This window comes from uncultured Roseobacter sp. (genome assembly GCF_947495275.1).
GTDB lineage: Bacteria > Pseudomonadota > Alphaproteobacteria > Rhodobacterales > Rhodobacteraceae > Roseobacter.
On the sequence record NZ_CANLYL010000006.1, the window covers coordinates 118,898 to 140,470 of the forward strand.

Annotated in this window: 15 protein-coding genes; 7 read left to right on the forward strand and 8 right to left on the reverse strand. The window is 56.6% G+C overall.

Features of this window, described 5'->3' with window-relative positions; translation table 11 throughout:
• Positions 1–52: 52 nt before the first annotated feature.
• The 5 genes from Q0802_RS12850 to Q0802_RS12870 all read right to left on the reverse strand — a co-directional run bounded on the left by Q0802_RS12850 (position 53) and on the right by Q0802_RS12870 (position 4,210).
• Positions 53–958 carry a PEP-CTERM sorting domain-containing protein gene (locus Q0802_RS12850; protein WP_298918795.1) on the reverse strand — a complete coding sequence of 302 codons (906 nt, stop codon included), beginning with the start codon at positions 956–958 and terminating at the stop codon, positions 53–55.
• Between the two features lie 313 nt (positions 959–1,271).
• Positions 1,272–2,045: an anti-sigma factor gene (locus tag Q0802_RS12855; RefSeq protein WP_298918797.1), complete on the reverse strand. Its 774-nt coding sequence runs from the start codon at positions 2,043–2,045 to the stop codon at positions 1,272–1,274.
• Positions 2,045–2,548, reverse strand: a complete 504-nt coding sequence (locus tag Q0802_RS12860) for an RNA polymerase sigma factor (RefSeq protein WP_298918800.1) — start codon at positions 2,546–2,548, stop codon at positions 2,045–2,047. Before Q0802_RS12860 ends, Q0802_RS12855 begins: the two co-directional genes overlap by 1 nt.
• Positions 2,549–2,721: 173 nt before the next feature.
• Entirely contained in the window at positions 2,722–3,330 is a 609-nt protein-coding gene (locus tag Q0802_RS12865) for an SMC-Scp complex subunit ScpB (protein ID WP_298918802.1), read from the reverse strand.
• Positions 3,320–4,210, reverse strand: coding sequence for a DUF1403 family protein (locus Q0802_RS12870; protein ID WP_298918805.1), 891 nt, complete (start codon positions 4,208–4,210; stop codon positions 3,320–3,322). The genes Q0802_RS12865 and Q0802_RS12870 overlap by 11 nt, the downstream gene beginning before the upstream one ends.
• A gap of 277 nt (positions 4,211–4,487) precedes the next feature.
• Here Q0802_RS12870 and Q0802_RS12875 point away from each other — a divergent pair, with 277 nt between their 5' ends.
• Positions 4,488–6,773 carry a mechanosensitive ion channel family protein gene (locus Q0802_RS12875; protein ID WP_298918808.1) on the forward strand — a complete coding sequence of 762 codons (2,286 nt, stop codon included), beginning with the start codon at positions 4,488–4,490 and terminating at the stop codon, positions 6,771–6,773.
• A gap of 28 nt (positions 6,774–6,801) precedes the next feature.
• Here Q0802_RS12875 and Q0802_RS12880 read toward each other — a convergent pair whose 3' ends face one another.
• Positions 6,802–7,593: a hypothetical protein gene (locus Q0802_RS12880; protein WP_298918811.1), complete on the reverse strand. Its 792-nt coding sequence runs from the start codon at positions 7,591–7,593 to the stop codon at positions 6,802–6,804.
• A 191-nt stretch (positions 7,594–7,784) separates the two neighbouring features.
• Positions 7,785–8,522, reverse strand: coding sequence for a helix-turn-helix domain-containing protein (locus Q0802_RS12885; protein ID WP_298918814.1), 738 nt, complete (start codon positions 8,520–8,522; stop codon positions 7,785–7,787).
• 161 nt (positions 8,523–8,683) lie between these two features.
• On the opposite strand from Q0802_RS12885, the gene Q0802_RS12890 reads away from it, so the two are divergent.
• From Q0802_RS12890 to Q0802_RS12905, 4 genes are all read left to right on the forward strand, one after another.
• Positions 8,684–10,102, forward strand: coding sequence for an FAD-binding oxidoreductase (locus Q0802_RS12890; RefSeq protein WP_298918816.1), 1,419 nt, complete (start codon positions 8,684–8,686; stop codon positions 10,100–10,102).
• Between the two features lie 30 nt (positions 10,103–10,132).
• Positions 10,133–10,807: a hypothetical protein gene (locus Q0802_RS12895; protein WP_298918819.1), complete on the forward strand. Its 675-nt coding sequence runs from the start codon at positions 10,133–10,135 to the stop codon at positions 10,805–10,807.
• A 305-nt stretch (positions 10,808–11,112) separates the two neighbouring features.
• On the forward strand, positions 11,113–11,334 hold the full coding sequence (locus Q0802_RS12900; protein ID WP_298918822.1) for a hypothetical protein: 222 nt from the start codon (positions 11,113–11,115) through the stop codon (positions 11,332–11,334).
• 25 nt (positions 11,335–11,359) lie between these two features.
• Positions 11,360–18,565 (forward strand): RHS repeat-associated core domain-containing protein, encoded by a 7,206-nt coding sequence (locus Q0802_RS12905; protein WP_298918825.1) that lies wholly within the window; start codon positions 11,360–11,362, stop codon positions 18,563–18,565.
• An 83-nt stretch (positions 18,566–18,648) separates the two neighbouring features.
• Here the strand turns inward: Q0802_RS12905 and Q0802_RS12910 are convergent, their stop codons facing one another.
• The gene (locus Q0802_RS12910) at positions 18,649–18,786 is read right to left on the reverse strand and encodes a hypothetical protein (RefSeq protein ID WP_298918828.1); all 138 of its coding nucleotides are present in this window, start codon (positions 18,784–18,786) and stop codon (positions 18,649–18,651) included.
• Between the two features lie 25 nt (positions 18,787–18,811).
• Here Q0802_RS12910 and Q0802_RS12915 point away from each other — a divergent pair, with 25 nt between their 5' ends.
• Entirely contained in the window at positions 18,812–19,321 is a 510-nt protein-coding gene (locus Q0802_RS12915; protein WP_298918831.1) for a hypothetical protein, read from the forward strand.
• A gap of 7 nt (positions 19,322–19,328) precedes the next feature.
• On the forward strand, positions 19,329–21,338 hold the full coding sequence (locus Q0802_RS12920) for an EAL domain-containing protein (RefSeq protein ID WP_298918834.1): 2,010 nt from the start codon (positions 19,329–19,331) through the stop codon (positions 21,336–21,338).
• The last annotated feature ends 235 nt before the right edge of the window (positions 21,339–21,573 follow it).

Here is a 21,573-nt window from a genome sequence, read left to right on the forward strand (position 1 = left end):
GCAACAAAGGGGCCGCCCCCAAGGAACGGCCCCATTCGCCCGTAAGATTTGCCTAGATCATCCGGCGACGTCGGCGCGCGAATGCAGCGCCACCAATCAGCGCAGACCCAAGCAGCAACACACTGGAAGGCACCGGCACAGGCGCGACGGTGGGCTCACCAAAGATGAAGTCATCCATGGCGACGACGTGAGCTCCTTTTGCGGCCTCGTCAAAGGGGATCAGACCTGCCTGAACCGTGGCGCCTGCGAGGATCGGATCATCAAAGAGCACCCCAAGAAAGGACAGTCCACCCGGGCCACTTGCCTCCGCATTCAGCGAAAACGCGGGGTGATCGGATGTAACATCTTGATCGTTAAGAAAGAAATCCACCTTTGCATTGGTGGTTTTCTTCTGCGTTTCGTAATCCAAAATTTCGTTCACATTGGTGAAAACGATGCCCAACCCGCGGGTAGCACCCGGTGTGGTCTGATCCGCAGGATCAAAGAACAGAACGTCAAAAATGGTTCCGCCTGTGGGCGCAAACAGGCGTTCAGGGCTAAAGACACTCAGATCGTCCTCAAAGCCAAACCGAACCGGCTCGCCCGAGGCTTCGGTGCTGCTGAGTTGGAAACCCTTGGCAATTTGATCCGGCGATCCTGCTTTTGGGTTTTCACTGGGTCGGAACTCGATGCCACGGGCACGGGGCGCGGCGTTGAAGTTGAAAAAGTCACCCGGGAACGGGTTCGGATCTGAAACGGCATCAGGAGCCGCATCCCAATTGATCTGCCTCCGGCCGCCTTCAAAGTTGACGGGCTCATTCTGATTGAGGCTTCCCAGGGCGTTGCGAAAGGCGTCTACTTCAGCCTGAATGCTGGCCTTATCGGGACCGGCAGCCGAAAAAACCACCGGAGCGGCGGTGGCGGTAAGGGGCGCTAAAATGAGCGCGCCCAGAAGGGCAGAAATGCGAATTGAAAACATGATATCTCCTAAACATTAACCATTGCGTCAGTTGGGCTGCGCCAAGGCGCCCAGCGGGCGGGCAATGTCGAAAACAGGCAGAAGCACTGGTCTCAATTTATCTGAAACAAACAATTAAACAGGTCTTGCGACCTACCCGTGTCCTAAAAAAACAATGGGGACATGCAGATAATCAATGTTGAGACCAGGCTCCTACCAATTTTGAAAAGCAGACAGTTTTCCGCTCGCATAAGTGTTACGCGCGAGCGCTGCGGATTATTCTCGGTATCCGGGAAAAATTTTTGCAGTTATAAATTACAGGGCTCTTGAACCATCAAACCTGAGAGGCCGCCGTGCGTGCGATATCGACCAGATCACCTCGATCATCATCGCCGACAACCACAAAATTCGACGTTTCGCCACCCCAGGAAACCAGGTCAAAATCACCTATGGTCTGGTCGGCGAAACCGTCACGTGGCGATGCCGATTGTATCTGGCAAAGGGCTATGACACGTTGATCCGCATCGAGGTACATCAATTGCGCGACAGGTTTTCCAGCGGCCACAAGCAGGCGGGCACCCTGAAATTCCAATCCATTCTCCGACAAGTCAGGCACACGCACGTCCGTTCCCAAGGTCGTCGACAGCCAAACCTGAATGTGGTCTCGCTCTGACGCAGCGACTTCAACCAAATGGCGTTTTTGGTCCGCGTAAACCTCATGGTAGTCAGCGATGTCCTGCAACCATCCGGGAGCCGCAACCTGTTGCTCAGTCTGAGAGCTTCCGGTCAGAAATCCGCCCACGCCGCCGATGGCAAGAGCGACCGAAGCCGCCATTGCCGTGAGCCAATTGGCGCGCCGGGTTGGCGCTGCCGGGCTGTTCGCCACCGGATTTTCGGGCGCGTTTTGAATGGATTTCACCAGATCACGCGGCAAAGGCTCATCAACAAGGGCCGCAAATTCCTCCTTTGCAAGTTGATCCGCCTCGATCAAAGAGGCCAACTCGGCTTGCAGCCGGGTGTCAGTTTCCAGTGCGCTTTCGATCTTTCGCGTATCAGTTTCCGACAGCTCTCCATCCAGAAAGGCGCTCAGATTTTCCTGGTACTGCATTACAGGACACCTCCCTCTGGTTCGGCGATCTTCTGGGCAAGCGTTTTGCGCGCTCGGTGAATGCGGCTCATGACGGTGCCTATTGGAATATCCAAAAGTTCAGCGGCTTCTGCGTAGCTGTAACCTTCCACGGAAACGACCAACAAAACCGTTGTAAGTTCACTTGGCAATGTCGCGATACGGCCTTGAAGCTGCGAAAAGGCCACACGGGATTCACCCGTTTCCATGGTAACCAACTCCGCGCTTTCCTCTGCCGGAATATGGCCTTCCCCAAGCCTAACCTTATTTTTACGAAGCTCGCTGATCCACAGGTTTCGGGTGATCCGGAACAACCAGCGATCAAAAGGTTGGCCCTGATCCCAAAGATGCGCCCGGCTCAGCGCCCGCAAACAGGCTTCCTGCACCAGATCGTCGGCTTCGGGAACGGACCGCGTCAATGTCTGCGCAAAACGTCGCAGACGCGGCAGGACGGCAATCATATCGCTCTTGAAGTCAGTCAACATGCACTCCCCGCATGTAACATCGTTGATGGTCAGGGCACCCAAGTGGATTATTGGCGTGATCTTCAGCAATGCGCAACGTAGTTTCGGATTTATCTCGTCCTTCAGATTTCGAGGACGAAAAACCTGACCATTGGGAGCCCATGCCAAGGCCCTGAACGCATGAAGAGCTTTGTCTAGTCAGATTGCGTTTGTTCCTTACCAAAACCCGCATCATCCAATTGCTCTTTGTCTGGCAGATCTCGCAGGCTTTCCAATCCAAAAGCAGCGAGGAACTGATCCGTGGTTACGAAGGTATAGGGCGCCCCTCTGCGGGGGCTACGCGGACCTGTGGTTATCAGATTGCGCGCGTGTAGCCGCCCGATCAAGTCCCGGCTGATTTCTTTGCCGAATATGTTTTTAAGCCCTTCTCGCGTGATCGGCTGCTGGTAGGCGATGGCGGCTAGCACGGCTACGTCAAACTCTCGCAGATCGAGGATCTGATCCGCGACATCCGCCGCTGCCCGGATCACCGCCGAATAGGCAGAGCGCGTGCGTAGCATCCACCCACCTGCCACTTGAGCGATCTCAAACGGATGGTCGGACAATTCAACGGCAAGGTCAGCGATCAGCAAGTCCACCGACGCAGACGGTCCTATTACCCGGGTCAAGGCCTCCGACGAAACCGGAGAGGCGGAGGCAAACAACACCGCTTCGATCCGGCGCATCCATTCGCGCCAACGCAATTCCGGTGGAAGATCTTCCAGAGCGCGGTCAAGTTCCTGCTCGGCCATGTCAGACCCCATAGATTCTGAAAGTGTCGCGTCCGGTCAGTTCTCGCACAACGCCCAGATCAACAAGCCGTTGACAAAAGCGCCGCGCGGCTCGGCCAGACATCGCATCATTGAGCGCCATCGGGGCGAGAGCGTCGCGACTGAGAAACAAGGCCACCGCTTTTTCTGCTCCCTTCGCGCGCAGCTTCGCGCGGGCGGCCTCAAGTCGTGCGGACCGCTGAGCAAGATCACGCGCCATGGTCACCGCTTCAGTCGCGGCCTCGATTGTTGCTTTGCCAATGGCGGTATGCAGATCACTTCCCGTGCACCGCAGATCGCGGGACCGCAGGCCAAGTGCCAGCAAAGGGACCAGATGTTTCCATCCGCAAGCGCGCGAAAGCGCTGCGTCAGCAAGTATCAACGCAACCGTTTCGTCAGATTTGTTCTCCGCCAAAACCGTCGCAAAAACTGCTGTTGCCTGTCTGATGGGTGATCCTCGCGCCATATCGAGCCAAGTCGCCATATCCTGCGCGGGCAGGTCCGGCAGCGCCTTCGATAGCGCGCCCAAGGAGATCTGCCGCGAGATGACCCTGCGCCATTGCATGTAAATCGCGCCGGCAGGTCCGGGCGTATCCCCCGGCCGCAATAGATGCACTTCATCCCGCAGTTCGCCGATCCTCTCAAAACGCCCTGACATCCGCACGTTGGCCTCAGCCGCGCGCAAGGCGAGGCGTTCGCGCAACAAAGCCTGCGGAACCTCTGCGCAGGCAAGAACGGTGTGGAGCAAAGCCAGCGCAGCCCCAGACTGGAAGGCAATCTCGTCCTCTGATTTGGCACGGGTGCTGGTTGCCCATGATGGGATCCGGGGCAAGGCACCCAACGTATCAGACGGGCTTATGTTGACTTGGCTCATGTCGGGACGCTAGTCGATTGCGGCGCTTTTGACCATGATATATCGTGCAAACCGCCGCATCTGGTAAGACACTGATTTAGCTCTTGAATAGCCCAAGTCGCTGCCTTGCCAGACGGGCCAGTGCCGGCCATCAAATTCAAACCATACCTGACCAAAACCGGACTGGGGTGACGCATTTATCATACGCCCGATACCAAATGTGCGCATTACGTGTGTTGCGCGTTTTCGAAAAGCCAAATTGATGTTAGGTCAGGGATTAGCAAATCAGGAATTAGCCATGCAAATTCGGTTCTTACCCGCATTTTTCGCGTTTTTGATCACCCTTACTCTTCCGGTAATTTTGACCGCACAGGTATCGGGTGTGTCGAACCCCTCCGAGACGACGCAAATTGCAGCGCCGGAGCTTCCTGATCCGATATCACCCGAAGCCGTCCGCGAAATGGTCGCTCGCATGTCCGACGATCAGGTGCGCGCCATGCTGCTGGACAGGTTGGACGCGGTTGCGCAGGCAGAGGCCAGCGTCACTCAATCGTCGGCATCCTTGACGGATGTGATCACTCAGACCTGGACGGCATTCTACACGCCCATCGTCGAAGCATTTCTCCGGCTGCCAATCCTTTTTTCAAAACAGATTGAAGCCTTCTCCATTTTCGGCGCAACCTTCGGAGCCAGCGGTCTTCTTGTTTTGTCCGGATTGCTGATTGTCGTGCTTGGGATCGGTTACGCCGCAGAGGTGCTCGTTACCAAAACTCTCGAACGCCGCAGCAAATCTGCACCTAACGCGGAAGGGAGTAATCTGGCCGAAACCTTAGGGTTTCTCGCACGTCGATTGGGTCGTGAACTTCTTGGACTTGTTGTATTTTATGTGGTTATACGGATCGTTGGCGCGTCGTTTCTTGATGCCGAACAAGTTGCTGTCCTCGCCCCCGCGGTCCGGTTGCTGATCCTGATCCCGCGGCTGATCGCGGCCTTGTCACGCTTTGCGCTTGCGCCGCACCGGCCCGAGCTGCGACTGCTCAGCGTAAGTGATCACTGGGCAAATTACCTTCACCGCAACATGATCGGCCTGGGCCTGTTGGGTGGTTTCACCCTCTTTATCGTGGAGTTCAATGCGCGCTTCGGCGTGCCGGTCGGGGAAACAAGATTGGGCTTCTGGCTCAATCTCGCGCTTCACGCCTACATCGTCATCATTGCATGGACAGCCCGCGAAGGCTTGACCGATATGATGCGTGGCAAGGATCCGGATCGCACCCGTTACGACGAGCAAGTGGCGCGTTTCTATCCCTACTTCGGAATGATGGTTTCCGTGCTGACCTGGGCATTGGTGACCATCGTATCCGGTTACGGGAATTTTGCCCTGCTTTTCAAAGCCCCCCACTATACCACCATGTTCTGGTTGCTGATGGCCCCGCTCATTGACACCGCAATCCGCGGTCTTGTCAGGCATCTTCAACCACCAATGATCGGCGAAGGACCTGTTGCCGAGCAGGCCTACAGATCGAACAAGCGCAGCCTCATTCGCATTGGCCGGGTTCTGGCTTTCGGACTGATCGTATTGATCATCGCCGGTGCCTGGGACATTGATCTCGCCAACGTCGCTTCGGCGGGTGCGGGAGAACAATTTGCCGGTAACCTGATCGAATTCCTGGTGATCTGTGCAATCGGATACATCGTTTACGAGCTGGTATCGCTCTGGATCAACCGACGGCTTGCGCAGGAACGCTCGGCCAGCATGACAACCGATCAGGAAGCAGGCGAAGGCGGCGGGGCCGGAGGATCGCGACTTGCGACGGTGTTACCTCTTGTCCTGATGACCGCCCAGATCACCATCGGCACGATCTTTGGCTTGCTGGCCATCGGGTCGCTCGGCGTCGATATCACGCCGCTATTGGCAGGCGCTGGTATACTTGGTCTGGCCATCGGGTTCGGGGCCCAGAAACTTGTCACAGACATCGTGTCGGGCGTGTTCTTCCTGATCGATGATGCATTTCGCGTCGGTGAATATGTGGACGTCGGGGGCACCATGGGGACCGTTGAAAAAATCTCGATCCGGTCCATGCAGCTGCGTCATCATCGCGGCAATGTGCACACCATTCCCTACGGGGGTGTCGAAAAGGTCACCAACTTCAGCCGTGATTGGGTGATCATGAAGCTGATGTTCACGGTGCCCTTCGACACAGATCCCAACAAGGTGAAGAAGATATTCAAGAAGATCGGCGCGGAAATGTTGGAGGATCCTCTTTTCAAGGACGATTTCCTTGAACCCTTCAAAAGCCAAGGCGTGTTCCAGTTTGACGATGTGGGCATTGTCATGCGCGGCAAATTCATGGCCAAGCCAGGCACGCAATTCACCATTCGCAAGGAAATCTACAATCGTGTGCGCAATGCATTCAAGGAAAACGACATTGAGTTCGCCCGGCGCGAGGTCCGTGTTGCCATACCTGGTATGGAAGATCACGACGACCTGAATGTCGAGCAGCAAACCGCCATAGGCGCGGCTGCAGGTGGTGCCGTCCAGGCGCAGGTCGAACAGGAAGCCGCTGCCGACGCGAAGAAGAAGTAAGGCCTATGACCCAATAGCGCGGGTTGGGTTAGTTCCCGGCGTCGAAGATCGTCAGGGTGGCTTGCAGCGGGGCCTGATCATTGAGCAGGAACCCGTGTCGAGGATCGTCCAGATCTGCGATGAGGGTCATCACTGCGGCAAAGGCGAATGTGAGCGCAGGCAACATATCTGATCGTTTGTTCGCGCTCTGCGAAATACGGTATGCCGCAGAGGCAATCCCGACACAGGATACCGCATAGAGACCCAGCCAGATGGCCATTGGAATGCGGTTATGAACACCGTGTGTGATACGCTTGCTATGCAGGTCGATGACATCATTTACGGCAGAGACCAAAAGGGCGCTCACTGGCGTCGGGTCGGCAGCCGCATTGCTGACAACCAAACGCCAAAGCTTTCCATGGATTTCCTCTGAACGTCTTACAACTTCGTCGTATTCCTGCCTGTTGACCCGCGCCAGCGCCGCGCTCAGGCGCAGCTGAGTGTAGTCCCTCAAAAGCGCTGCGGCCTCGGCCTTTTGAGCTTCGGGCAGGAAATCCGCTCTGAGATGGGCTGTCCCAATGGCGTTGGCCTCTTCGAGGACGGTCGCCTTGCGCGCGTCATAATGTGATGCTGCTATACCGAAGGTGAATGCCAACAGAAAACTCACCAGACCAAGAATGGCCCCGGTCGCAACACCGATCGGTGCATTCTGATCGGTAGTGACTGCTTTTTTGCGCCACCGGGCCAATCGGTACCCGAATTCCAACGCTCCCAATATGACAACACACGTGAGCAGGAAGACCGCCCACGAAGGTATGGCATCAAATATATCCCTCGACATCATGGCTCCACGAGCTTCTGATTTTTTGAAAAGATAGCTGCATCAAGGCGATGGCGCTAACATTTTTTGAAGATGGTTGGGTCGCGGGAACTTTGGCGCGCCATCCGGGAGGTCGTCGCGACCGCTTGCAGAGGCGATAATTCACATGTCCCATGTTTTGCATCAACCGCTGGGAACCGTTGGTATGGTCGTCACCCCGCCCCGGTGTCCGCACGAGCTGTATCGTAAAATATCGCTTCCCGGCCCGCCCGTCGCGGAATTTCCGCAAGCGCGCTCAGCAACAACCATTCAGGCAACTGCGCCCGATGCTCAGCGGGCCCTTCAAGGCGAATATTGCCGGAGGCGATCTCTGCACGTAAATCCCGAAAACCGCGCCACGCCTCAATAAACAGTCTGATTTCGGATGAGATAACCAGATCTGATGCGTACCCGGGATATTTCAGACACATGTCCGCCTGCCCGTTTTCAACCACCAGCCAAAACCGGAAAATCCCCTTGCCCGCGCCGGTAAAGGCGAATTCAAGTACGGTACGGCCGGGCGGCATCGCGGCAACATTAAGCCGCGTATGCATGCTCCATGCGAGAAACGCCGGGTCAAGATCCTCCCGCTCCATGTCCCGCGACCATTTCTGACCCCAGCCCGCCAGTTGCATGATGATGGGGTCAAGATCACGACCTGCGTCGGTCAACTCGTAGGAGTATCCCCGACCTTTCGGCAGCGGCGAACGCACGATCAGCCCCGCATGTTCCAGTGACGCAAGGCGTTGGCTGAGCAATGTTGCGGAAATCTTGGGGACACCGCGGTGGATTTCATTGAACCGATGACACCCGTCAATCACACGGCTGATGACAAGCAATGTCCATCTTTCACAAAGAATTTCAGCAGCAAGCGCGAGCGGGCAATATTGTCCGTAACCTTTCTGAGACATCAGCAATCTCCTGACATTCTGTAATGCACCACCGATTATCGACCCTTCAGCCCACAAGGCAACTCCAAAATCTGGAGTACTTCATTTTACTTAGTTTTTTGATCTCTCACGACATGGCATCATGCTGACCCATAGATTTCAGAATTTCGAAAGCATTTGTCATGCCCGGTAACACCTCCAACAACTCTGGACCCCAGAGCACCGCACAACTGGATTTGATCACGAAAGAGCACCCTGACTATGATCAGCTGAGGCAAGTGTGGAACGCCACGGCTGATCGGTATCCCTCGGCCATTGCGCGATGCCGCCGGTCCGAAGACGTCTCAAACGCTGTATTGCAAGCGGCCGCCACCGGGCTTCCCGTTTCGGTCCGGGGCGGAGGTCACAACATTGCGGGCACCGCAGTCGCTGATGATGCCCTGATGATTGACCTCACTGAAATGCACGCTGTGGAGATAGATGTCAGTTCAAAAAAAGCCCGTGTGCAAGGCGGTGCAACCTGGGCAAATCTGGATACCGCCACGCAAGCTCACGGGCTGGTTACGCCAGGTGGCGTTGTGTCCGAAACCGGTGTAGGCGGCTTGACGCTCGGCGGGGGCATCGGCTGGTTGGCCCGACGTTTTGGCCTGACCATTGACAATCTGCTGAGCGCGGAAATTGTTCTGGCGGATGGAAGAATTATCACCGCTTCCAAAGAGAAACACGCTGATCTCTTCTGGGCAATTCGGGGAGGCAGCGGAAACTTCGGGGTGGTGACAAGTTTCACTTTTCAACTTCATCACCTGTCCGATCAGGCGCTCTTTGGTCCGACTTTCTTTGCATTGGAGGATGCGGCCCGAGTTCTCAATGCCTATGCGACGCATGCCCCCAACCTACCGCGAGAAGCTTGCGTATGGGCCAACATCATGACGGCCCCTGCCCTGCCGATTTTGCCGGAATCCCATCATGGTGACAAAGTTCTGAACCTGATGCAGTGTCACACCGGTGATCCGCAAAACGCCCGAACCGACCTCGTCAAATTGTATGGCGGGGCCACTCCGCTTGGCTCCGCGCTCGAAGCCCGCCCCTTTATTGAAGCCCAATCCTTTTTGGACCCGGTTTACGAGTTCGGTGCCCGGAACTACTGGCGCGCGCATAATCATCAACACCTTGGGCCCGCATTGATTGACCTGTTGGTTGAGTTGGCACCCTCTTTACCAACGCCTGAATCCGAAATTCTGATTTGCCAGTTGGGAGGTGCGGTAGCGGACGTTCCCGACACTGAAACCGCGTTCCCTCATCGGAAAACGCAATTCCTTTCCACACCCGGGGTGCGCTGGCGAAACCCGGGTGACGATGTGCAGGTAATCGGATGGCTCAAGGACGCCTCCAGCCGTATCGCCAAACACGCAACCCCCGGCGGGTACGTCAATTTCATCACTGAGACAGCCGACACTTCCGCAAGGGCCTACGGTCAAAACCTCGAACGTCTGTCCCGGATCAAGCGGCGATATGATCCAAACAACCTCTTCCGTGTAAACCAGAATATCGTACCCGCCCCGATATCTGACACTCAACGGGATGCGGCCCCCGGAATCTGAGACCGCACGAACCAATATCAGGAGATAACCATGACTTTGACTGCTTTTCCCGCCAGGGGGTTCCTGGCGGCCACGGGATTGCTGTGCCTTCTTGCGCCACCTTTACATGGCAATGGGTTTCCACCTACGGCAACCAGAACGGCCTATGTCGAGCATATGGCAAGCGAGACCGCCGAGGCGCGGCCCATCAAGGAAGCGATGGCGACGCTTGTCACTGACAAACACGGCGCCGTCATGCGTCTGCGCACCTCAGAGCTTGAACCGGGTCATGTTACCACCGCGTGGTGGGTCATTATCAATGCCCCATGGGCGTGCACATCCTCGCCCTGCTCAGCGGAGGATGTCATTGGCCGCGCAGAGCAAGTGAGAACGCAGATCGTCTATGCCGACGGTACCGTCAACAAGAGTGATGGGACGGCCGAATTCTCAGCGAACCTGCTGAGCGGGCTAATCCCACAGGGCTGGTTTGATCAGGATTTCGACAGCCCGGAGACGGCAGAAATACACCTCGTCCTCAATGACCACGGGCCTCTTATTCCTGAGATCGCCGCTTCGATGCTGACCAGTTATCGCGGGGGCTGCAGCGATGAAAGCCTGCCACCGCCCTTTCCGGCTCGTGCAAAGACCGATGGCATTGCCGGTCCCAACACATGCGTCCTGATCCAAGATGCGATTTTCAAACCCGCTCGAAAAGTGCGGAACTGACCCGCTACAAGGCCGCCGGTTCAACTTCTCTGGCGTACTCCGGAAATCTTCTGTCAAAGGGTCCGTTATTTTAGCGCGAAAACCGCGCGGCCGGGTCGTATCTGGGCAATGTAGAATTCGGGGAACTGACCCTTTGCAGAGGTATTTTGCTGATGCCTCGCGGATGCGCTGGCGCGGGTATCGTCAGCGCAGACAATCGCCAAACGTGTACTATTTGCCCAAATTAAGGTAGTATTGGCCCACTTCGGACGCTTTGCCGGACTTTCCCCGGTATCTACTGCGACAAACCACGAAGGGGTCATGACATGGGAGAAAAAGGAAATCTGGTCACGGACAACGCGGAATTTATTCCCGGTGAACGTGGCCTGGAAAACGAGTTGAGCGCGGCGGAAGCTGCAGAAGTTGCTGTAAACCTTGCCAAAGCCGAGGCCGAGAAACTGAGCACTTCCGGAACTGCGAAAGCTGTGAAGCCTCGCGCCAGGAAGTCAGCCACCACCCGCAAGAAAACCGGAACAAAGAAGCGTTAGGCGCGTAAATCGGAGGAATACACCGATGGGCAAGCCGGGCTTTTTCGATTCCGAAGCGGCACATAATGATTGTGTTTTTGGGCTACCCTATCCGGGGCGCATCTTTGGATTCGAGCAGGAATACGAAGTTTTCTCGGGCGACCGACAGGTAGATTTTCGGCAGATCATCAAACCGCTTGCTGATGCATCGAACCGGACGGCCTGTCCGGCGGGCGACGTCGGATTTTACCTCGATAGCGGTGCCCTGCTGATTTGTGACGGCTGGGAGGCCGAAATGGCAGCGACGCCTGAGCTTGTCGGCCCTGCCCTTTTCCGGGATCTGCCAGATAACGCCCGCCACTTGCGAGATGACCTGCTGAGCATTGTCCGCCAAAGGGTTCCAGGACAATCCGCCGATCTTTCCCTTAAAGGGTACTCGACCCATTTCAGCGCATCTTGCATGTCGGTCGATATAAGTGCGCTCAGCCGACTTTACGCCCGCACCATGGCGCCAGCCATGATGTTGATGATGGATGTCACCACCTCGCCTGGGTTGCTGGTGCGCGCACGGCAGAACCGTTTCGAGATCGGTGGAGACTTCATTCCGCCCGGCGACAGGCTCTCCGCCGCGGCATTGTTTTTCGCGGCAAGCTATCTTGCGGCCCTCGACAGCCTGGTACGGGGCGATGACAAGGCGCTGCCTTTTCAATTTGACGACACAGGGCTTGAACCCACGGTTCAACGACGTGGCACTTTTGCAGGTCGTGCCGCGTTTGGTGATGATCTTTATACGCGGGGGCGCGAGGCATTACTGCGCTTAGCCGATGGTTCACAGGTAAATGCCCAGCAAATGCTCTCGACGCTCTGGGCTCATCTGGAACCTATCGCCGCAGAGTTGGCACATGGGGAGCAAGTTGCGCTTGTGTCGCGCATGATTTCCGGTGCGTCCCCACTTCCTTTGGAGACACAGGAACCAACTCACGCGAGATTGCAGCCTGGCGCTGATCCAGCCCAGAGCCCCCGTCGCCCCCATTTGTTTGCCGAATGCCTCAAGCCGCGCAGCATAGGAACACGCAGGATCACGCCCTTCATCGCCACCTGGGACTATGTGACCTACAGAGTAGAAGAGCGCTCAAGGAACTATTTTCTGAACGTGCCCTTCGCGGATGCCCGATCCTGGCTTGAGGCCCTTTCCACGGGCAACATCGACGCATGGATGGAGGCTCAAACCGGTGACGGGGACAGTATCAGAACGCTTTCCGATGCAGGAGACGCCCAACGGCCCGGCGTGTTTGATGAGGTCGATGAGGCTGCGCTGTCAGAGCGGTTCAATCACCTGGATCCGAAGAAAAAGAAAAAGAAGGAAGGTGGTTGCGGCTGCGAGGTTCTCGTGGATCGCAATGGTGACATCCGGATATGCATGCCACAGGTCGCAGATACGCAGACTGTGCTTGTGGAACAGGAGCCCCCGCAGAACGAACTTCGCATCGCCGAAGGTGTCTGGGTCAACAACGGCAGTTTCGGCCATGACCACATAGATCATCGCGTCCTGAGCCGTGGAGCAGACTTTGCGTTTGCGCGTCACTACCGATCCGGGATCGACTATCTGGGCCCGATCGGGCGGAATTGGGATCACGGGTATAACATTCGAGTTGTTGTCCAGCCTCCCCCCACGGCGGAGTACTGCCCGGGCGGGTGGTGCGAACGCTTCAATGCCGCCGAAACAGGCGGCCCGCTCACATTTTATCACGGTACCGGGCGTGTCACCGAACATGCTTTTGCGTCTTGGGCCATTCGCTGGGTGAAATGGTGTGACGCCGATTTCTTTGCGGTTGTCACGACCTACCGGCAAAATGACGGCGAAGATTTCGAAATCGAACGCTACGCCGTTCTGTCGGGCAAAACTCCCAAAGGGATCAAGGATGAAATCTTCTTTCGCATTCGCTACCGGGGTGGGACCCAGGACTTTCTGGATTGCGAAGGTCGATGTGTTCGCAGTGAAGACAAAAATCGCAATACCACATGGTTCACCTACGGGCTGCCGTTTGACCCCGGAACAAAAACCTTCGTTCTAAGGGAAATCACCGACAGCATTGGTCGAAAGTACAAGATTGACTACCAATTCATCGGTGGCGGCCCAAGGATCAGTACTGTCACGGACCCCTGGCAACGGACATTCAGATACGTCTATGACGCCAATATCCAGCTTACCGACGTCGTTCTGGTTGCCGGGGCCGCTGGCACCCCGCGCATCCGTTATCGCTATGCCGCGGGTGCGCGGGCCGGTCTGCTCTCCGAGATCGTCAATCCGCAGGAGGCCGCGGGAAGCAATGCCTCCTGGCTGAAAAACAAATACGACAGCAATGAGCGGGTAGTCAGTCAGCGGGTTGGCTCTCCCACCACCGCGGCGTCGGTTGCCGGGGGGACCTATGGGATCAACTACGCATCGGCCACGCAGGTCATTGTCACGGATCGCATGCAGGTCAAATGGACATATCAGCTCCGGCAAATGGGGGCGAGCAAGGTCGTCCGCGCAATCTCGGTCCGAGATCAGGTTGGCACCGGTGGCACAAGACGTGGGAAAACCCTGCGCACATCAATCGAGTACGACCAGCATTATCATATCGACAGGATGGTTCACCCCAGCGGCCGGGAACAACTTGCGACTTACCGCAATGTGAACCGATCAGTCACGCTGGGGGACGAACGGGACGATGTCTTTCTTGATGTCACACATTACAACGACCTTGGCCGCGACGCGCGACTGACCATGACCCGGGTCGGGATCGGTGGGACGACCAGATTCCAGACCACGTATAAATATGAATGGCTTTTCGGCGCCTTGACGGAAATGCGTAGCCCCATGGGGTTGACCACCCTTGAGTATGATCAGGGCCGTTGCGCCACGCCGCAATACAACGGCAATCCCCTGAAAGTCACCTATCCCGCGCAGGCCTTGCCGACGGGCGGCAGCGTTCCCGTGGTGTCGGAGTATGACTATGCGCCGGGTGGCATTCCGAAATACTACAAGGACCCGGATGGCATCGAGCAGGAATGGACCATCGATGGCGCGGGGCGCATCAGGCGCAATATGATTGGCGGCGAGTTGGTAGAGGCGTTCTCCTTTTCGGATCGCGGCACGATTGATACGCGCACCGATGCGCGCAACCGGGTCTGGCGGTATACATACGATGACCGCGATCTCGTCACCGCCGAGGTCGATCCGCTTTTCCATGTGCGCTTCCACAACTACAACCTGAACGACTGGCCGGTTCTCACGATCCGACAGCGTGTTGATGACCCCGCATCGTTTACAGGCATCGCGGCGCAGGGTCCGGTGCGCCTGTTCGATGTGACGGCCTATGATATTCTCGGCCAGCGCACCGCGATAACCGAAGTTGCCTCTGGGCCTGTAGGATCGCAGGCGCGCAGCTGGCAATGGGAATATGACGCAGAGCAACGGGAAACCCTGCAGATCAGCCCGCGCGCGACTTCCCGTGAACGGTCGGATGCAAGGATACAGACGCTTTACACGGCACGCGGACAAATCACGTCGCACACATCCGGCTTTGGTGGCACGAACGAGGGCACCGTGCTCACCTATTATGACGAGGATGGGAATGTCTCGCTGGTCATCGATCCCATCGGCCAACGCACCGTTACCAATTATGACGACATCGGCAGGCCGCTCACCGAGGAACGGCCAAACGGTGCGATCAGACATCTTGAATATCGTGGGCCGGTGCTCTTGCGTGAATGGGTGGAGGGGCCCCTGACCGCACGCCCGACGCAGCTTGGCGGATCCACCGTCACGCGCGTCCTGCGAGAGATCGTCTTTACCGTCGATGCCAACCACCAGCCGATCGTGCGCAAGCACAAGATATTTGATCCACGCCAACGACCCGCCATCACGGCGGGCGGAGGTACCGACTGGGTTGAGCAAACCTGGTTCACGCCAGGTGGCAGATTGCAACGTCAGCGCGACCCGGCTGGCAATGATGTGGATTTCAAATGGAACCCCCAGAGCAGGCTTGAAAAGGTCACGCTGCCCGGCGGACATTCACTGGCCTACAGCTACGATGGCGATCTTGTTCTTACGGCTACCGCGACAATGCTGCCGGACGCGGGCATCACCGGCCCCCTGCCGCCGGCAAACCTGGTTTTGCAAGAGGTCAACAGCTATGACGATCTCGGGCGCCGCCTGACCCATCGGGATTCAAACGGCACACTTGTCAGTTACGCCTATGACAGTGACGGCAATTTGCGGGGCCAGCGTTCAGCCCTGCAACAGGGCAGCTTTACCGTGACAGAATTCAGACATGATGGGTTCGGACGCCTTCTGACACAAATCACGGATGCCGTGGCCAGTAGCTCAAACCCTGATGGCCAAATGCGTCTGGCCTTCGAATATGATTTGAACGACAACCGTATCGGCCTGACAGATGACTTGGGACGCGTCACCAAGGTGACCTTCGATGGCCGGGATCAGGCCCTGACCATCCAGCAACCCGAGCAACGCGATTTGACGTTCACACGCAGGCAGGATGGACGGATCAAAAAGGCTGTGCGCACGGGTGGCCGCACCTCGGACTTCACCTATTCCCGCACCGGCAAACTGACGGAGGTTCTTCACCGGAACGGTGCGGAGTCAATTCGACAAACATTCGGTTTGGATGGGCTTGACCGCATGTGGTGGGCGGCGGATTCGAACGGAGGGGCACAATTTAGGGTGCAGACCTATCGTGCCATCGACTCAATGGGGCGCACAACAAGCGAACGCACCAGCATTCCGGAATTCACCTTTGACGAAACGGTCATTTACAAATACGGCATCGGTCGGCTGGATATCGGCTATCCTGATCCAATCGGGCGCGCGACCTATCAGTTCAGCGGAGACGGCAACGCCAAATCCATCAGTTTTTCACGGGTCGGGACATTGGTTGCCGCCAAACATCAGGGACCTGGCCGCCTGCTTCAGACTGAACGCCCGATCACCCTCAACGTGCGACAGCCTGCGCAAACCCTTAATCTCAAGGTGCGCACCAGCCAGCGGCTTGATACGAAGGGGCGCCCGAATTTCCGCGTCCTGCATATCACGGATGAGATCAACCGTCCCGGCCAACCGAACTATCTCGCGCTCAGCACCAGTGCGGAGAAAACAAGTTACGAGGTTAACGGGCTTCCGTTCCGGCGCGACTTCGGTGTCATCGGACAGCCGGGTACGTCGGTCGATTCCACGTTTGTCTATGATGGTTTGAGCCGTGCCAAAACGATCACCGAAGGCGAGGGCAACGACTTCGCGAACTTTGACTATGACTGGGATGGCGCCGGCCGTCTGCGTTCTTTTGAAACGAATGGGCGCAAGGGTGGGCAAATCGTCGATGAAGCCACAAGCATCACGTATTCGGCCGGGCAACGTGTTGATCAGCTGACCAGCGCGGGAAATCCCGTCGGGACCACAACCTGGAAATTCGATGATGATGGCCGCCTGATCAATGCGGCTGAAACGCAGCCACCCGGAAGCCGAGCGTTCGGCTACGATGCGCTGGACCGGCTTTCAAAACTCGATGTTTTTACACCCGGTACATTCACTACCTCCCAGGACACATCGACATTCCTTTACGATGCGCTCGGGCGCATCATCGTTCGCACAAGAGACGGCACGTCTGAATTCTACATTCACGATCGTGACAAGATCATCGCCGAGTTTGACAACCAGCAACGGGCTGTCCGGCGCTATATCTATGACGAAAGACGCAGCTTGATACATTACGGCCTGCGTGAAGGGGCACGGTGGCGCAATTTCCATCCCATCGTCATGCAAGACGGCGCACCCTGGTTGCTATTGGAAGGCAACCCCACGATTGCGACGCTTCCCCCACCGCCAGGTGCCATGGCCGCCGCCGTGACCCGTAGCGCTTATTTCCGCACGCAGCTTCCCATCATTCGTGAAGAAAACCGGTGGCGTCCGTTCGAAAAAGGCGTGGTTATCCGCTATGATTATACTTCGGGAACGGGACAAGGCGCCGTAGTCGACGCATCTCTGCTGCCGCTTGACACCGGGGGCCGTCGGTATTTCGCCGAGGAACGCCTCTTTGCCAATGGGCCGAGGTTTTATGATCCGGCATTGCGCAGCTTTATCCAGCCCGATCCCTTGGGGGCCTGGGGTCATTCGATGGCCTACGGCAATCCCTATGCTTATGCCGGGAACAACCCCGTGGCCTTTGGAGATGACGGGTTCCATCCCGCCGTGGTGGGTCTGCTGATCATCGCAGGTATCGGCGCACTGATCGGCGGTGCCATAAGTGCGTCACGTCAGGGCGTGCAGCTTCTGGAAGGATCGCGCCGCAGCTTCAGCTTTGGCGAGGTGGGCCTGTCCATGGTGTTCGGGTTTGTTGCTGCCCCTGTGCTTGTGCTCGCCCCGGAATTGGCCATTCCGCTGGTCGGCCTTGGGCTTGCCAATACCTATTCTCAATACAGATCCGGACAGATCGGCGGCGCGACAGTGGCCTTTGATGCGGTCACTCTACTGGTTCCATTCGCCTTCAAAGGTGTACGCTCAGCCACGTTCGGCAGAGATACCTACATCGGTCAGTTGTCCGGACTGGGACCCGCGGCCTCCGCCGGTGCGCGTGCTGCCCGATTTGAAGCTTTCGCGCTGAGTGTTGGACAGGCTGCGGCCCGCCGGGGCTTGATCCGCTCACGAGCCCTGTCGCAGGAAGCGGCGGCCGTGGAAAATGCCCGTTTCACACCCGAAACGCTTCAACAGCTTGACGAGCTTGGCGGATTTGCCATCGAAGGCGAGCTCACCGAGAGCTTCATCGCCCGGATCGTGACCGAGGAACGCGTTGGCAGCGGTCAACAGGGTACGGTGTTTGAATCGGCGGATAACCCTGCACTCATCATCAAGATCTTCAACAATGAACGCGGGGCGGCAAACGAGATTGCCGGTCTGCATGAGTTTCGCGCCGCGGTAGAAGGGCGAACCTTTGCACCGGGAGCAACGCCTGTGAGGGTTGTGCGTGTTTATGCTGCCGGGCGCACGAGCACCGGCAGATCATTCATCGTCAAACAATTTGCCGAAGGTGATATTATCCCTGCCCATATCTGGCTCGAAGAAGGAGGGCACGCGTCACTTCTTGCAGCGATGCAGGCGACGCATCCCTCCTACAACACGGTGCCATTTCTGAGCCTGCGAAATAACTTGGTGCAAACACCAGAGCGGTCGATAATCATCTTCGACCCCATGTAAACGGACCGGCGCAACCTATCGGCACCGGCAATTAAAATGTCTATCCAGTGGGCAAAACTGCCGGACACGGCGTGCGCAGTCCCTCATTCAGTATTATTTTCCGCAGCCTCGTAGATAGCAAACTTCGCCCCAGAATTTAGGCGAATTTGTTCTTTTTTTCTTGTCGGGCCAGCCAGCCCCAAACCAATGATTAACGGCCCTTTTGTATCTTCGAGTGGCACTACCTACCTTCCGAGGAGACCACTCATGCGTTCAACGTTTTATGCTGCAGCAGCGGCGCTTTTGATGCTCAGCCAGACAGCGCTGGCGGGCAAACCCGTTCCAGCCGAACTCGGCCCGATCAACCACGCCCAGGCGACGCTTGTTATTGTCGACGGTGATGGAAACGAGATCAGCTATTCACCTGCGGAACTCGAAAAGTTTGCAACCTACAGCCTGACAACCAAAACCCCCTGGCGTGAAAAACCTGCTGAGTTCGAGGGTGTTATGTTGTCCGAAATTCTAGCCGCGCATGGATTGGATAGCGCTGCGTCTATCCTTGTGACGGCAGAAAACGATTACAGTACGACGATGTCGCAGGAGCTCCTGAAATCCGTCGATATTCTTGTAGCGACCCGCGTAGATGGCCGCGCCCACAGCCGTCGAGCACGCGGCCCTATACAATTCATCATTGATGCGGAGACGTTCGCTGCATCCGCACTGACATCCGAATCCAATTATGTCTGGATGGCTGCTCGTATCGAAGCGAGCGAATAAGCCCTCGATGCCGGGCCTTGCCAAGAAAAAACACAGCCGGCACCGCCCAATCCTCGACGCGCTGTCCTCGCGCGTCGGGTTTTTCATGTCCATTGGCTTCCTTATGGTCCTCGGCGTCGGTGCGGGGCTCTACACCCAATCCGTCGTTACGCAGCTCGGCAAGACACACGCGATCTTTGAGGATCGGCAAATCCGAAACGGATACGTTGCAATTAGCGACATCCAACGCTTGCTGCTCGTCACCCAAAGGGCGATTAACGCAAGCGAGATGACGCCAGAGCTTGATTTGGCGTTTCGCGATGCAACCGACATTGTCTATGTCCGCACGGATCACCTGCGGCACATTCTGAACAAAGACCGAGCTTTTGAAACCGGCACTGCATCGGTCGAATCTCTGGAGAAGATTGTGGCGCTCGCCGATGATGCCATCGCAAGCAACTATGCCAACCTTGACGGGTTCTTTGACGAACTGCTTATCGCCTCCGAAGACGCTCGTAGGATACTCGTGCTAATGCTCGACGACATGCGGCGTCATGGAGATGAGGTAATGTCTACGCAGAACAGGGTGGTAAAAAAACAGCAAGTGATCGTGCTGGGATCCCTCATCGGATTGACCATCGTCGGCGGCATTGCGCTTTTGTTTCTACATCTTGAAGTTTCAGGACGACGGGCGCGCGAAAAAGCGGAAAAGCGGGTTGAATTTCTCGCGTTTTTCGATCCGTTGACGGAACTTCCAAACCGAGTCCAATTTCAAGAACGCCTGCAACGCCTGCTGGAAAACGAACACTCGCCAGTCGCCCTCCTTTACATTGATCTGGACGAATTCAAGACGGTCAATGATACATTTGGCCATGCGGCGGGCGATGCGGTTCTGAAACGCCTCGGGCAGGTTCTGACCGAGGCGGCAGGCGAGTACGGTGGTTTTGCCGCGCGGCTTGGGGGCGACGAATTTGCCATGGTGGCACTAACCGACGACATGAAAGCTCTCGACACCCTTTGTGAGCACTTAATCTTGCGGGCCGCTGCGCCACTGACATTCGAAGGCGAAACTCTTGAAGTCAGCGTCAGCATCGGGCTTGCGACAACGACTCAGGTCAAAGGGAGCATGTCGGCCTCCATTGACGGCATGTCGCGCGTGACTGATTTTGCTCTTTATGCGTCGAAGGCCAATGGACGAAATTGCTACACTGTTTACGATCTGGAATTGGAAAAACGTTTCCTTGACCGGCGCGCCATGCTGGAAGAACTGCCCAAGGCGATTTCAGCCGGAGATCTTGAGGTACACCTGCAACCCAAAGTGTCATTGCCGAAAGGAACGACCTACGGTTTCGAAGCACTGGTTCGTTGGCGTCGCAACAGCAGATTGGTCAGCCCTGCGGAATTCATTCTTCTGGCCGAAGAAAGTGGGCTGGTTATTGGGATCGACAACTTCGTGCTGAACCACGCGGCAAAGCTGATCGCGGATTGGAATGATCAACATGGCACGGAATTGGCCGTGAGTGTCAATCTGTCTGCCCTTCACTTCAATTCTCAAAAGATAATCCAGAGCGTCGAACACGCTTTGTGGAAATCCGACCTTCGCCCCGACCTTTTGACGCTTGAGATCACGGAGAGCACTGAAATGCGCGATTGGGAGCAGGCAAAATCCATCATTCTTGGGCTCAAGAAGTTGGGTTGCAAAATCGCAATCGACGACTTCGGAACGGGCTTTTCATCTTTGGCATATCTTCGTGCAATGGTCGCTGATGAGCTAAAGGTGGACCGCTCTCTTGTCGAAGAGCTGGAAACATCCCAAAAAGCACGGCTTATGTTGGCGTCCGTGTTTGAAATCGCGAAAAATCTGGAACTTGAAATCGTCGTGGAAGGCATTGAAAACCAGGCTCAGGCGCAAATCGTCTTCGGCCTTGGGGCCCGACGCGCTCAGGGCTTCTTTTACGGTCGGCCCGATTTGCCAGAACGCGCGTTGACGCATGCCTTGTCTGTCCCGGCAGAAGCCGAGCCGAAAGCCGCCAGTTAGTCGAACAGCGAAACCCAAATTACTCACCGACCCGTTGCTCCAACGAATTTCCAGCGACGCTATTGGCCACGGAAACAGAGGGCAGCCTTTGGACTGCCCCGCCCGCGCCGACTATCAAGTTTTTCCCCGCGTGCCAGCGTCAAGGTGAAAGCCGTTTTCGCACCCACTATTCGCCCGACAGGTTTTGACCTGCGCCAAAGTAAAATCTATCAAATACGCATAGCAGCCAAAAAAT

Coding starts and splice junctions, on each gene's coding strand:
- Q0802_RS12850 (WP_298918795.1), bottom strand. CDS start 958: ATGTTTTCAATTCGCATTTCTGCCCTTCTGGGCGCGCTCATTTTAGCG.
- Q0802_RS12855 (WP_298918797.1), bottom strand. CDS start 2,045: ATGCAGTACCAGGAAAATCTGAGCGCCTTTCTGGATGGAGAGCTGTCG.
- Q0802_RS12860 (WP_298918800.1), bottom strand. CDS start 2,548: ATGTTGACTGACTTCAAGAGCGATATGATTGCCGTCCTGCCGCGTCTG.
- Q0802_RS12865 (WP_298918802.1), bottom strand. CDS start 3,330: ATGGGGTCTGACATGGCCGAGCAGGAACTTGACCGCGCTCTGGAAGAT.
- Q0802_RS12870 (WP_298918805.1), bottom strand. CDS start 4,210: ATGAGCCAAGTCAACATAAGCCCGTCTGATACGTTGGGTGCCTTGCCC.
- Q0802_RS12875 (WP_298918808.1), top strand. CDS start 4,488: ATGCAAATTCGGTTCTTACCCGCATTTTTCGCGTTTTTGATCACCCTT.
- Q0802_RS12880 (WP_298918811.1), bottom strand. CDS start 7,593: ATGTCGAGGGATATATTTGATGCCATACCTTCGTGGGCGGTCTTCCTG.
- Q0802_RS12885 (WP_298918814.1), bottom strand. CDS start 8,522: ATGTCTCAGAAAGGTTACGGACAATATTGCCCGCTCGCGCTTGCTGCT.
- Q0802_RS12890 (WP_298918816.1), top strand. CDS start 8,684: ATGCCCGGTAACACCTCCAACAACTCTGGACCCCAGAGCACCGCACAA.
- Q0802_RS12895 (WP_298918819.1), top strand. CDS start 10,133: ATGACTTTGACTGCTTTTCCCGCCAGGGGGTTCCTGGCGGCCACGGGA.
- Q0802_RS12900 (WP_298918822.1), top strand. CDS start 11,113: ATGGGAGAAAAAGGAAATCTGGTCACGGACAACGCGGAATTTATTCCC.
- Q0802_RS12905 (WP_298918825.1), top strand. CDS start 11,360: ATGGGCAAGCCGGGCTTTTTCGATTCCGAAGCGGCACATAATGATTGT.
- Q0802_RS12915 (WP_298918831.1), top strand. CDS start 18,812: ATGCGTTCAACGTTTTATGCTGCAGCAGCGGCGCTTTTGATGCTCAGC.
- Q0802_RS12920 (WP_298918834.1), top strand. CDS start 19,329: ATGCCGGGCCTTGCCAAGAAAAAACACAGCCGGCACCGCCCAATCCTC.